Consider the following 12,003-nt stretch of genomic DNA (forward strand, 5'->3'; position numbering starts at 1 on the left):
TTCCCAGTGAGTAGTTGGTGCGGTAACTCGCTGCACAAACTAGCTAGATTAATCAGAGACTCTCCTGCATAAAACGGTCTAGTTCAAATGAGGAAATGTTCTCGGCTTTGGCCTGAGCGATCGCCTCTCTATTCTCATTTTCCAAAACAATCCGAGCGTGAAGGTTAGAAATGAGAATTTCCCTCTGAAGTTCGCTCAACTGTCCTAGAAGTGAAATTTCTGGCCCTTCGGAAACGTCTAAATCCTCTTCCATCAAAAGATTCATCGCTACGCCAGACAAAGCGAGACTGGCATCTTCGTCAGAAATGTTGCTGCTGTCTACCAGCAAAGTCATTTTACTTTTGTCCGGGTGAGTTGCGATCGCTCTGATTGCTCTCACTAAATCCTGAGATATTAATTCTTCCGATTGACTCCAATCTGGAAAAATAATTAGGTTGATATCTTTTAACCCGAGGCAGTTGCTGAGATCGTCTATATGATATTTTCGGATGAGTTCTTGGAATAAGGCTCCCATTTGAGCAGAGTAAGAACGGCTGTCCAGAAATCGTGGTTTGCTCAGCATTTTTTGCTGGATATGTTCACTTTTTTGCTGGCGTAATTCTCGGTCAGTACCGAGTGCGATCGCTATCTGGATGTAAGACTCTTCACTGCTGCCAACTAAATCAGGCATAGCCAGTTCTTGTACAAGTGCTGCTCCCATCGCAGAGCGGAAGCAAGTACCCTGTCTGGCTACTACAGGCAAACCAACTTCCAATGGGTCTATCACAGAGGTTGTTCCGGCAAAAGGATATGAATCCAGATATATATCCGCTAGCTTTAAGTATTCCTTGATATCATCCCGGTTTGGTATAGGATGGGGGTCTAAAATTAGTAACCTATCTAACTCGACACCGTGCTGAGCAAAAGTTTTATTTAGGTGGGCTTTAAAAGCCTCCTTCGCATAATTTTTTGACCAATTTGGGCCAAATGGGTAGAGAACTAAAACTGAATTTGGAAGCGCAGCTATTATTTTTGCCCAACTATTACTCAACTCAGGAGTAATTTTAAACAGGTTAGCACCGCAGATAAAAACTACCGCTGATTCAGCTATCCCAAGGCTTTCTCGACTTACTTTTATCGTAGCAGTATTTTGTTCAGACCCATAACTAAAGCAGTGGGCAGAACCATCAAGTTTTAACAATTTTTCCTGATAATGTTGTTCTGCATCGTCACACCAATCAGTCAACTTACCAGATATATAGTAATCCATATGACGTATACCTGTTGTGACAACTGAGGAAACGCTGGTAACTTGAATCCTCGCTAGTCGGTGCATTGACAGTAAGCAAATTTGGTTGGTTCCGGCTGTAATATTTGTGGCAACAAATAAAATATCCAGGTCATCACTGCGAATCAAATTCACCTGATTGGTTAAATCATTTGGTAGCAGCTTAAAGGAATTAGCGCAGCTTTGACAATATTGCTCTAGTCGATGTCCCGTGTTACTAAGAGAATATAAGATAACTTCAAAATCTCTACTGAGATACTCATAAACTGGTAGAGATGCAAATGTTTCTGCTGCTGGCGTAAAATGTGACGCAAGGATACCTATTCGTTTTTTTCTGTACTTGGCAGATGAATCGAAAAAATTATAATCAATCTCATGCCCGTTGAGCTTCAGTGCATACTCTAATATCTCCGCTCGCTTTACATAAATATCTTTCAAATTGGCTTCATTAAAATAAATAGGAATGAAATTAGCTACTTGTAAAAAAATCCTAGCCACATTTTTCCAAAACAAGGAATCTAGATTGGAAAAAATAGATGAGTGTATATAATCCACCCATTCTCGCATATACTTATAGTAACTATCTGCTTCTTCTACTTCCTGAAAGTAGGGTACATAATTAAGTACAAATTTTAAATAGTCATTGATAAACCACTGGGGGATGGGATAAAGGTTGTGAGATAACGGCAAATTATCAGCACGACTGTACAGCATTGCTGCTAACAGGTAATTAACAGCCTCTGGCTCATCCAATCCTTTAGTAATTTTGGCTGATAAAGCATCTATGAAATTTTTTTCTTCCTGTGTTATGGGTTCCTTCTTTAACATACTGTTGGTCAGCGAGCGATGTACTTCACCCAACGCCCCTAGATAATTTTCTTCAAGCTGGTCTGGCGATAAATTAAGCCATCTGTCAGCAATCAGTTTTCGATATTGACGGATATTTGCTATTACATCAGGTTCCTGCGAGTTATTTTCATACTGCTCTATACATTTACCAACGGCTAGGAAAAAGGACTCGATGCCGGGTTTTTCTTCCAGTATCTGGCTCGCTTTAACCTCCTGTTTATCCTTGATTACAACTAATTCAGCTTTAACGTGAATGACGTTATGCGAGGATTCTTCGTGTTCTAACCTGACAGCTTTAAATGCACCTTTAAATCCATATTTTCTACAAAGGTCTATATAATTAGGAAAATCTATACAATAGTACAGAAAAGAATTAATATTCCAAAAGCTGACATGAGTAGGATCTTGAAAAGCACCTCGACCGTCAGTAGAAGGAACTAGAATATCAACTTTTGCTCCTGGCTTACAAATTCTCCAAATTTCATTCATTGTATGAATTCTATCTACCAAGTGTGCTATAGTGTCGTAGGCTCTAAGTTCATCGACACTGTTATCTGGAAAGGGAAATCGCTGATTAAGATCGGCAACAATGTCTACTCCTAAACCAGGACACACATCTACTCCCACAAAATTATCAGGTTTGCGATCGCCACATCCTATATCTACACGCACCATCTCAGATTTTGGAAAAGATTCTCGATTGCCTTTGCTTAATTGTTTAACACTTTCCGAACTAATACTTCTCTTCAAGTATCCAGATGGGTTAAAAGTTAAAAATAATTTTTCGCAATCTGTAGATACGGAGAAAGAAGAATTTTCCCTCAGAAACGCTTGTACTGCTTCCATTGGGCCCGGACCAAAATCCGGAAAAACAGGATGACCATTAATATTCGTATCTTCAACAATGACATAACTTCCCGGTGTCACCAATGGGCTATAGAGGCGTAATTCTTGAATTACATGATTAGCGCTGTGGTCAGAATCCAAAATCACCAAAACGGGACTTCGACCGGATACTTTTTGCCTGACCCGTTCTATCATTTGTTCAGAAATTGATGAGCCGACCCAGTAAGATATCCGAGAATGTTGAGGTCGTCCGCTGCGTTCTTCAATATCAATACTGACAATTTCGCCATGTCTGATGATGTCGCAGAGATGGGCTAAAAATAGAGCACTGCCCCCATCAAATGTTCCGCATTCAATAATTATTTCAGGCTTAATTTCAAAAATAATTTCTTGGTAAATCCATAGGTCAAGGGGACATTTAAGAATTGGCACTCCCATCCAACGAGTATTTCGCCAAGTGGCACCGTCTTGCCCCCGGTCGTAGTAAAGTTTATGAAACCCCGTTATAACGTCTTGTTCTGCATTATTTAACATAATTAACTTTCCTGAGTTGCTCTTACCTAGCTAAACTTTTCTCTTTATCTGACTAACAGCTTTATCAGCGATCGCCCTACTTCTCCTTCGCCTGCCCCAACAGCGCCTTATAATCAGCCCGATCGGGATTTAGCTTCACCAACTTCTCCAAAGGCTCGATCGCCCCTTTCCCATTATTCATCTGCAACCGCACTTTTGCCAATCCCTCCAGAGCCGTCTGATTCTGCGGTTCCCGCTGCAAAACCGTCTCATATCCCCGTTCCTGCGCCGCCAGCAAAGATTCCTGAGAAACAGCTACCGGAGCAGATTTTTGCTGGTGCTGGCTGCTCAAACCGCTACTGAACAGACTCACAACACCAAAAATCGCAGAACCACCAAACGAAACCATTGATACTAACGCAAAAATCTGCTTAATTCGATCGCTCCTGTGAACCCGACTATCACTAGATTTTTTCTGTGTACTTTCCATTGCTAACTCTTGGCGTCGCTGTTTTCCAGGCACTCGCACTCGCACCTATCTCTAGAATGCCCAAGTTCGATCGCCAAACGATCGCCCCTCCCAATTTAAAATTTTCGCTAAAAACTAACCACATAAAATGATAATTGTCAAGCAACTTCAACCAATTCTCTGGTTCAGAAGCGGGCCGAGCTTGTAACAATTATCCTATAATTTTACAAAGACGCGCCCGGACGCAGTACCGCAAATACCGAGTCCAGACGACTTCTCCAAGGTTGTCAACCCAACACAGGGAGCAATACAATTATGCCAAACAATCCAAACTGGTTGCGTTACGATCCAGATGAAGACAAGTCTCGACATGGAGCGGCAGATCCAGATTGTTGTGAAGAGATGGAAGAAAAGTATGGTTGGAAGCTGATTGAGATTGAGAAAATTGACGGCCCTATTCTAAAAGTTGATTGTGTTTTTCAAGGCAAAACCGAGTTTCCAGACTGGTACAAAGAACTAGAAAGCAAAGAGGATGAAGATGCGTAAATGGATTGTCTTTAGAGCAGACAAGCGCCAACCTGGTTGGGAAAAACGCAAGTTTCAACACACCCAATCATTAACAAAGATTTTGGCAGAACACTTTGACTCTTCTGACGGGCCAATTCCTGAAGTTGGCTATCGTCCCCCAGAGTTTGTTCGTGTGGAAACAGAACACGATCCAGATAGGCACGGTTACAGCACTCATTACCGCACAGGTGATTGGGAAGTTGCGCGGGTTGAGACTTATACTCCCGATATTCCGATCGGTGAATTTGATATGGTAGTAATCTGCTATTGCCAATATTCCCCTATTGATGCTCCCCTCAAACCTATGCCAGAACGTCAAGTTTCTGTCGATTCCTTTAGAGGTGATAAGGAAGCTTATCAACGTTGGTTAGAGTCTCAAAAAGGCAAAGAATACACTGAAGTTTAGGAGTTCCAGCTCTTGGGACACGGCCCAGGGTAACTACGGGGAGCGATCGGGGTGTACTTCATCAATGACGTTGGATCGTTGCTAGATACCCGACTTCTTTAAGAAGTCCGGGATATGTATTATCTATGTTTGACTACAAATCCCGATCGATCCCTTTTGAATTCCTTAATTGCCTCAACATGACTCGGCATATTAACACACCTGACGAGTAAACCTATATCGAGCTCTGGGAGCAATTGGGAACTCGCAATCTCTTCGTATGCTTGCTGTCTGAGAGCATACAGAGACAGTCGGCTGTTTTCCCAAAACCAGACTTCAGGGATTTGCAGCCGTTTGTAAGCCTCTAGCTTATCAATTCCGCCGCTAGTGACGACTACTTCGATCGCTAAATCTGGACGTTCTCTGTCAGTACCCAATTCGTAAGACTTGTCTGCTTCACACTTCACCAGTCGCGATTCATTTTCTAATGTCAGAGACTCCGTAGGGGTGAAATCGATTCCTGCCGCCATCATGTAAGTTTCTACCAACGCACCGATACGTCCCTTGGCTGTTTCGTGTTTTCTTCCAGGCATTTTCTGAATCTCCAGTATCCCATCTAAAAATGACAGCCGAACCCCTGGAATATCGAGCATCGGTTCTAAGGTTTTGAATTGTTCCCAGGTTAACCCTGGAAATAGCAACGGCCGATCTAATTTTTCTTCTAATGTTGTTGCAGTCATGGCGCTCCTTAATTCTCAATCGAAAATCTCAACTCTAAAATCGCTCGCTCTGGCTCCTTGATTCCCAATTATTCAATCGAAAATCTAAAATCTAAAATCTAAAATCGATCGACCTCCCACACCTTCAAATGCCATCAGGATCGATACCCTGACGAATCAAGTATGCCATTAGTCGATCGGCCCTCTGGCGTTCCTCTTCTGCCCTCTGGCGTTCCTCTTCGGCGCGCTGGCGTTCCTCTTCGGCGCGCTGGCGTTCCTGTTCCACCCGTTCGGCGCCCCACAGCAGCAAATTGCCATTCTCATCCCACCAGCGCAACCAATAACCCGTTCTCTGAGATTTTTCACCTTCCCAAACCCCCAGAAATAAACCCATTGATTCTATCCAGAATCGCTGATTAGCATCCGGTTCTTGCAATTCGTATTCTCCCGAGGTCGAGAGTCTGTACACTTCCAATACTCCCGATTTCGGTTCAAAAATTACATAAATCGGTACTTGCAAAATTCGCTCATAAAACCGCCATTTTCCGTAAGGATATGTCGGTTTATTTGAATATTCACTGCCGTCTGTATCCGATAAAAATTCCATCACTACTGCGGGTATTTCTCCCTCAGCATTGCGCGTATAACTGCGGCGAACTTCTCCTGGTTCTGCTGGCAATACCGAGGGAACGTACACCCAATCTGGGGCTTTTACTACTATTTTGTCGTTGACTTTGGCACACAGTCCAAAATTGGAAGCTATTAGCATTGAAGCTAGGATAAATCCTGCGAGTTCCAAAGCTTCTCGCAAGGCGGCGGCTAAAAGTGGTTGGTCGATGTTTTCCACGGGATCGTCGGGTAATTTAAAGTCATCTGGCAATTTTTCCCAAGTTACAGTATACTGGGTTTTGGTTTCGGCCGGTTTCGATAATGTTTGCGTCATTGGTTTTCCTTGTTTTGAGTGAAAGAGTTTTTTGTTAATAGGATTTGGACAATAACTTTAAGGCATGGCTGCGAAAGGCGCACCTTATTAACTAGCTGTAATCGGGGTGCGAAAGGCGCACCTTACTAACTAAAGCAACTCGCGAATCTTGCAATAATTGCGGTTATTCAATGATACCCTGTTTTAAGGGGTGTTTTCGGGAGTAACTGGTTCTGCTGACGTTGGAGTTTGAGAAGGTATAACAGGCAATTTTTGCTGTTTGTCCAAGCTGGAATATCCAGGCTCTACTGATTGATTTTTGGCTGTTGTACTAGCATTTACTTTCTCAGAAAGTGGAGCTAATGTTTGAGCGACTTTAACTTGCTGTCGCAGTTGTTCTGTCGAACCCAACAAGCCTCCTAATCCGTTGAACAACCTGCGAATGTTGTTGCGGAAAGCCGGATCTCCCGTCAAATCATCCACGTCGGAAGTAATTTTCTGCACGTTCTGAAATGTAGCTCGTGCGGAATCTAGAGTTTGCTGCAATAATAGCAAAGTGGCGGGATTGTTTACTTGGCTGGATAAATCTCGCAAATTACTAGAAGCTTGGGCTGCATTCGCTGATAAAACTTCTAAATTGTTCAGCAATTGTCCTTGGTTGATTCGATTAATTGTCGGACTCAAACTGCTGACAGCTACCCGCAGTTCCTGACTGCTTTGATTGATGTTATTCAGAGTTGAGACTAAACTGCCGCGGTTGGTGGCTACTAAAGAATTGACTTGGTTGGCTGTTAATGTAATTTGATTGGCTGCTTGAGTTACTGAATTAGCAGAATTTATCGCAGCGGCAGATACGGCTTTTGTGGAAGTGTCCGCCGTAGCTGCTACTTTAGAAACATCAGCGGCGACTGCTGATATTTCCCCTTTTAGCGATTGATTTAAGCTGCTAGCTTCTACCTTTAATGATTGATTTAAACTGCTCGCTTCCCCTTTTAATGATTGATTTAAACTTGCTATTTCGGTTTTTACCGATTGATTTAAGCTGCCAATGTCTCCCCTAACAGATTGATTCAAAGTTTTTATTTCGGCTTTGGCAGTTTGAGTTAAATTAGACAAATCCTGAGTGAGTTTAGCTGCACCTTTAGCTGTGTTGGCTGTATTCTCTGTCAGGGATTTAATATTGTTGAACAGCGCGGGGTCGGTGTAGAAATTAGCTAGGCGGACTGTGGATCGAATTAGTTCGTCGATAGTGACTCCAGTTTGACCTTTTAAGCGCGAATTTTTGCAGATAATCTCAGGGGGACAGTCGGCACTAACGGGATTGGCGGTAAGTAAGGATTCTGGCAAAATCGAGTTGGGGGTAATGTCGATCGACGATTCGCCAATTAAACCGGATTTATTCGCTTCGATCGTAACATCCCGGGGAATCACTAAAGTACCGGGGGCAATCTCCAGCGTCACGTCTACGCCGTTGGAACCCGCTTTAAGGGCGGTAATTTTACCGACTGCAACCCCACGATACCTGATGGGCGTGCCTATTTGCATTCCTTGGGCGCTGGCAAATTCTACGGCGAATTTGTAGCTGCGGTTGCCTAGCTGCACGCCCCGCAGCCAGAGCACTAAGCCGCCAAATAAACCGATTCCGACTAAAATTAAGAACCCGACAGAACCTTCTCTTACAGTTCGCGATTGCATATTACCTCATTAGTCATTAGTCATTAGTCATTAGTCATTAGTCATTAGTCATTAGTTGTTAGTCATTAGTTGTTAGTTATTAGTCATTAGTTATTAGTCATTAGTCATTAGTTATTATTTGTGAGTTATTGGTCGTGATTTTTAGGGGATGATCCGATAGATTGTAGGTAGGAGTTTAATTGCGGAGCTAAGTCATTAATGATTGCTGTGAATATATTGACTTGTTCAACAGTTAAAAGGTTTCGAGTGTAAGCTCGTCTCAACCAGTGTTGAGTTTCATATAAAGAACCTCTAGCTATCTTGACAAAACGTTTATTGTCTTGATAGCTGCCTCGTCCGACTCCTTCTGCTATGTTAGCACCGACGCTATCGGCTGAACGGACAATTTGTTGGCCGATCGTATTTTTGGCAAATGGCTCCCAAGTGTTAACAGCTTTCCAAATTTCATCAGCTCGTCGTTCTGATAATTTATAAACCCGCAATTCCTGAAAACTTTTTGTAGCCATATTACCCTCGACTTTAATAACTAATGACTAATAACTAATGACTAATAACTAATGATTAATGATTAATGACTAATGACTAATGACTAATAACTAATGACTGATGACAATTGACTATCCAATCACCTGAATTGGCCCAGTAACGCTGCCGCTAAAAAATTGTTTAATTAACAAATTATCTGTCGATGCAATATCGCTGACAGTTCCCTCCCACTGCACTTTGCCTCGATAGAGAAACACGATGCGATCGGCAGTGCGGCGGATGGTACTGTCTTGGTGAGTGACGATCGCATAAGTGCTGCAAACACCTTGGGCCGCCTGCAAGTCGCGGATTAAATCTTCAATTACCGTCGAAGCGATCGGATCTAAACCCGCTGTCGGTTCATCGTACAGCAAAACCTCTGGATTATCCCTGGCATTATCGGGATTCGCCATGATGGCGCGGGCAAAACTTACTCGCTTCCGCATTCCCCCAGACAACTGCGCCGGATAGCGTTCGCCAATTCTCGGCAAACCCACCATCTCCAACTTTTCGTCCACCAATTCCCGAATGCGGCGGCGCGGCAGCTTAGAATGCTGGTAAAGTAAAAAACCGACATTCTCCTCCACCGTCAGCGAATCAAACAAAGCCGCTTGCTGAAACACCATCCCAATTCCGATCGGATCTGCCACGTCGTCCACCCATCCGACCCTGCGCTGTCCCTGAACGAAAACCTCCCCGGCATCCGGGGCCAACAAACCCGCAATTATCCGCAAAATCGTAGATTTCCCCGTCCCGGAAGGGCCAATAATTGCCAGGGCCTCTCCCCGATAAATCCTCAGATCGACTCGATCGAGGATCGGGTTCTGACCGAAGGACTTACTTACCCCCTTGAGTTCGATTAGTGGCTCAGCCATAGGATGTTATCAATAAGTTATCAGTCCTCAGTCATCAGTCTAGCTAATGACTCATGACTCATGACTAATGAGTCATGACTAATGACTAAAATTGACTGCCAGAATCAAAACTCTCTTGTATTGTAAATTTGTCAGCTTGAGCTGTTCCCATACCCTTAAGACTAATTAACCATGTCAATTAGTTCACTTCCTAAAGCCCTTCGCGTCTTAGCTAAAGCCAAGCAGGTTTTTGGCCGCTCCAGAAATCCTTACCCCCCTTCTTTGCGGAACGGGCGAGTTTACCAGTGGTTTAAGTGGTTGGCCCCCGGACTGTTGGTGAAACGGTGGCTGCTCATCAGTGCTAGCGGTGTGGTACTTGCCAGTTTGGGTTTAGCGATTTGGACTGGGATGACTCCGATTTTTTTCTTCTTGCAATTGTTGAGAAATTTTTTGGCGTGGATTGCGGAAGTTATTCCCAATTACGTGTCGGGCCCGCTGATCGTTGCTGGCGGGATTTTGTTAATTCTGTGGGGGCAAACTCGCAGTTTGAACTCTATTACTCAAGTGCTGATGCCCGAAGGGAATGAGGAATTGGTCGATCGACTCCTCAACCACCGCCGCTTGAACCGCGGCCCGAAAATTGTGGCAATTGGGGGCGGTACGGGCCTTTCTAATTTGCTCAGGGGATTGAAGGATTACAGCGCCAAAATCACTGCGATTGTCACGGTGGCGGATGATGGCGGGTCTTCCGGGCGGCTGCGCAGGGAAATTGGCGTATTGCCGCCGGGAGACATTCGCAATTGTTTGGCGGCTTTGGCAGATGAGGAAAAGTTATTGACTGAGTTATTTCAATATCGCTTTCAGGCCGGTGACGGTTTGATGGGTCACAGTTTTGGGAATTTGTTTTTGACCGCGATGAGCGATATTGCTGGAGATTTGGAACAGGCGATCGCCGCGAGTTCTAAAGTTTTAGCCGTTAGGGGAGAGGTGCTGCCGGCTACTCTGAGCGACGTTTCTTTGTGGGCAGAACTGGCTGACGGCCGGAGAATTGAGGGGGAGTCCAGCATTACAAAAGCTAACGGGAAAATCCTCAAGATAGGCTGCACTCCTGCTAATCCTCCGGCGTTGCCCAGGGTGGCGATCGCACTGAGGGAAGCGGATTTTATGATTATTGGGCCCGGGAGTCTTTATACGAGTGTCATTCCGAATTTGTTGGTGCCGGAAATTGCTGATGCGATCGCCAACACCGAAGTTCCGCGCATTTATGTGTGCAATATTATGACTCAGCCGGGGGAAACTGACGGATACAGTGTTGCAGACCACATTCGGGCGATCGACCGCGCTTGTGGCCGGCCGCTGTTCGATGCTGTAGTAGTTCAGGGAAAAGTCCCTTCTGCAAAAGCTTTGATCCGCTATTCTCAGGAGAATTCTTATCCGGTTGTGCTCGATCGAGAAGCCGTAACGCAATTGGGGCGGCGAATTGTCATCGCAAATGTGATGGATGAAGATGAAAATACGGGTTTAATTCGCCACAATTCTCAAAGGTTGGCGGGGATGTTGCTGCGTTGGTACGGCCGCGCCCAGAACATTTACTGATGCCTGTGAGGGGAAAGTGGGAAAGGAATAGTTTTGAGTTTTGAGTTGGGGAGAGGGTTTATTTAATTCTGCCTTCTACCTTCGGCCTTCGAGAGAGTGGGAGAATATTACTTCTTCCTCATCTAATGACTAATGACTAATGACTAATGACTAATGACTAAAATGAAAACTTTGCTTCCCGATTGTGAGGCTACGCGCAAGTTTGGTAAGGCGTTAGGTCGAGCGCTCCCCCCAGGCACCATAATCTTATTACAAGGAGATTTAGGTGCTGGCAAAACTACCTTAGTTCAAGGTATCGCTGAAGGTTTAGGAATCTCAGACTCGATCGAAAGTCCTACTTTCACCCTGATTAACGAGTATTTTGCAGGGCGACTTCCGCTTTATCATCTAGATTTGTATCGGCTGGAACCCGAAGAAGCCGAGGCTTTGCACTTAGAAAGTTATTGGGACGGATTAGAAAGGGATTTGGGAATTGTGGCGATCGAATGGGGGGAAAGATTGCAGTACAAACCCGAGAATTATTTGCAAATTTCTTTAAGTTATCTAGATAACGGGCGGCAAATTGAAGTAATTGGTAATGGCGACTTATTGGATTGGCAATGGGAAATTTAAGAAAAGCCGATCGAACTTACTGCGGCGGGCGGTTGACTCGAATCAATTTACCTCTCAAAGTTTCCTCACCAGCAATAGCATCATTAATGCGTGTTGCTAACCTTTCTACCCACATTCCGCAGTTCTGGCTTTAATGACTAAGGATTATCATACATTCAGTGTAGGAAAAATATCTGTGCCTACC

Annotated in this window: 12 protein-coding genes; 4 read left to right on the plus strand and 8 right to left on the minus strand. The window is 44.2% G+C overall.

Annotated elements, in window-relative coordinates:
* Window positions 1-52: 52 nt before the first annotated feature.
* The 3 genes from QUB61_RS15390 to QUB61_RS15400 form a co-directional block, all read right to left on the minus strand.
* Entirely contained in the window at window positions 53-3,496 is a 3,444-nt protein-coding gene (locus tag QUB61_RS15390) for a CmcI family methyltransferase (RefSeq protein WP_333129640.1), read from the minus strand.
* A 76-nt stretch (window positions 3,497-3,572) separates the two neighbouring features.
* Window positions 3,573-3,965: a tetratricopeptide repeat protein gene (locus QUB61_RS15395; protein ID WP_333129643.1), complete on the minus strand. Its 393-nt coding sequence runs from the start codon at window positions 3,963-3,965 to the stop codon at window positions 3,573-3,575.
* Window positions 3,940-4,089, minus strand: coding sequence for a hypothetical protein (locus tag QUB61_RS15400; protein WP_333190011.1), 150 nt, complete (start codon window positions 4,087-4,089; stop codon window positions 3,940-3,942). Before QUB61_RS15400 ends, QUB61_RS15395 begins: the two co-directional genes overlap by 26 nt.
* 170 nt (window positions 4,090-4,259) lie before the next feature.
* On the opposite strand from QUB61_RS15400, the gene QUB61_RS15405 reads away from it, so the two are divergent.
* Window positions 4,260-4,490, plus strand: coding sequence for a hypothetical protein (locus QUB61_RS15405; RefSeq protein ID WP_333129647.1), 231 nt, complete (start codon window positions 4,260-4,262; stop codon window positions 4,488-4,490).
* Window positions 4,483-4,917, plus strand: a complete 435-nt coding sequence (locus QUB61_RS15410; RefSeq protein ID WP_333129648.1) for a hypothetical protein — start codon at window positions 4,483-4,485, stop codon at window positions 4,915-4,917. Before QUB61_RS15405 ends, QUB61_RS15410 begins: the two co-directional genes overlap by 8 nt.
* 119 nt (window positions 4,918-5,036) lie before the next feature.
* On the opposite strand, the gene QUB61_RS15415 is transcribed toward QUB61_RS15410, so the two are convergent.
* The 5 genes from QUB61_RS15415 to QUB61_RS15435 form a co-directional block, all read right to left on the minus strand.
* Window positions 5,037-5,636, minus strand: a complete 600-nt coding sequence (locus QUB61_RS15415; protein WP_333129650.1) for a Uma2 family endonuclease — start codon at window positions 5,634-5,636, stop codon at window positions 5,037-5,039.
* 124 nt (window positions 5,637-5,760) lie between these two features.
* Window positions 5,761-6,558, minus strand: coding sequence for a Uma2 family endonuclease (locus tag QUB61_RS15420; RefSeq protein ID WP_333129653.1), 798 nt, complete (start codon window positions 6,556-6,558; stop codon window positions 5,761-5,763).
* Between the two features lie 183 nt (window positions 6,559-6,741).
* Window positions 6,742-8,232, minus strand: a complete 1,491-nt coding sequence (locus tag QUB61_RS15425; protein ID WP_333129655.1) for an MlaD family protein — start codon at window positions 8,230-8,232, stop codon at window positions 6,742-6,744.
* 125 nt (window positions 8,233-8,357) lie between these two features.
* A complete protein-coding gene (locus tag QUB61_RS15430; protein WP_333129657.1) occupies window positions 8,358-8,738 on the minus strand; it encodes a four helix bundle protein in 381 nt (126 codons plus the stop codon).
* A 111-nt stretch (window positions 8,739-8,849) separates the two neighbouring features.
* The gene (locus tag QUB61_RS15435) at window positions 8,850-9,632 is read right to left on the minus strand and encodes an ATP-binding cassette domain-containing protein (protein ID WP_333129659.1); all 783 of its coding nucleotides are present in this window, start codon (window positions 9,630-9,632) and stop codon (window positions 8,850-8,852) included.
* Between the two features lie 171 nt (window positions 9,633-9,803).
* Between QUB61_RS15435 and QUB61_RS15440 the strand changes: the two genes are divergently transcribed.
* Together QUB61_RS15440 and tsaE are read left to right on the plus strand one after the other, a co-directional pair.
* Window positions 9,804-11,207 carry a gluconeogenesis factor YvcK family protein gene (locus tag QUB61_RS15440; RefSeq protein ID WP_333129661.1) on the plus strand — a complete coding sequence of 468 codons (1,404 nt, stop codon included), beginning with the start codon at window positions 9,804-9,806 and terminating at the stop codon, window positions 11,205-11,207.
* Between the two features lie 162 nt (window positions 11,208-11,369).
* The gene (gene tsaE, locus QUB61_RS15445; protein ID WP_333129665.1) at window positions 11,370-11,819 is read left to right on the plus strand and encodes a tRNA (adenosine(37)-N6)-threonylcarbamoyltransferase complex ATPase subunit type 1 TsaE; all 450 of its coding nucleotides are present in this window, start codon (window positions 11,370-11,372) and stop codon (window positions 11,817-11,819) included.
* The last annotated feature ends 184 nt before the right edge of the window (window positions 11,820-12,003 follow it).

The sequence above is a fragment of the Microcoleus sp. C2D2 genome (genome assembly GCF_036702495.1).
Classification (GTDB): domain Bacteria; phylum Cyanobacteriota; class Cyanobacteriia; order Cyanobacteriales; family Microcoleaceae; genus Microcoleus.

What these genes read in the sequence shown, in the direction of transcription:
- QUB61_RS15435 (WP_333129659.1), bottom strand. Translation starts at nt 9,632, where the DNA reads ATGGCTGAGCCACTAATCGAACTCAAGGGGGTAAGTAAGTCCTTCGGT.
- QUB61_RS15430 (WP_333129657.1), bottom strand. Translation starts at nt 8,738, where the DNA reads ATGGCTACAAAAAGTTTTCAGGAATTGCGGGTTTATAAATTATCAGAA.
- QUB61_RS15405 (WP_333129647.1), top strand. Translation starts at nt 4,260, where the DNA reads ATGCCAAACAATCCAAACTGGTTGCGTTACGATCCAGATGAAGACAAG.
- QUB61_RS15420 (WP_333129653.1), bottom strand. Translation starts at nt 6,558, where the DNA reads ATGACGCAAACATTATCGAAACCGGCCGAAACCAAAACCCAGTATACT.
- tsaE (WP_333129665.1), top strand. Translation starts at nt 11,370, where the DNA reads ATGAAAACTTTGCTTCCCGATTGTGAGGCTACGCGCAAGTTTGGTAAG.
- QUB61_RS15425 (WP_333129655.1), bottom strand. Translation starts at nt 8,232, where the DNA reads ATGCAATCGCGAACTGTAAGAGAAGGTTCTGTCGGGTTCTTAATTTTA.
- QUB61_RS15415 (WP_333129650.1), bottom strand. Translation starts at nt 5,636, where the DNA reads ATGACTGCAACAACATTAGAAGAAAAATTAGATCGGCCGTTGCTATTT.
- QUB61_RS15390 (WP_333129640.1), bottom strand. Translation starts at nt 3,496, where the DNA reads ATGTTAAATAATGCAGAACAAGACGTTATAACGGGGTTTCATAAACTT.
- QUB61_RS15440 (WP_333129661.1), top strand. Translation starts at nt 9,804, where the DNA reads ATGTCAATTAGTTCACTTCCTAAAGCCCTTCGCGTCTTAGCTAAAGCC.
- QUB61_RS15410 (WP_333129648.1), top strand. Translation starts at nt 4,483, where the DNA reads ATGCGTAAATGGATTGTCTTTAGAGCAGACAAGCGCCAACCTGGTTGG.
- QUB61_RS15400 (WP_333190011.1), bottom strand. Translation starts at nt 4,089, where the DNA reads ATGTGGTTAGTTTTTAGCGAAAATTTTAAATTGGGAGGGGCGATCGTT.
- QUB61_RS15395 (WP_333129643.1), bottom strand. Translation starts at nt 3,965, where the DNA reads ATGGAAAGTACACAGAAAAAATCTAGTGATAGTCGGGTTCACAGGAGC.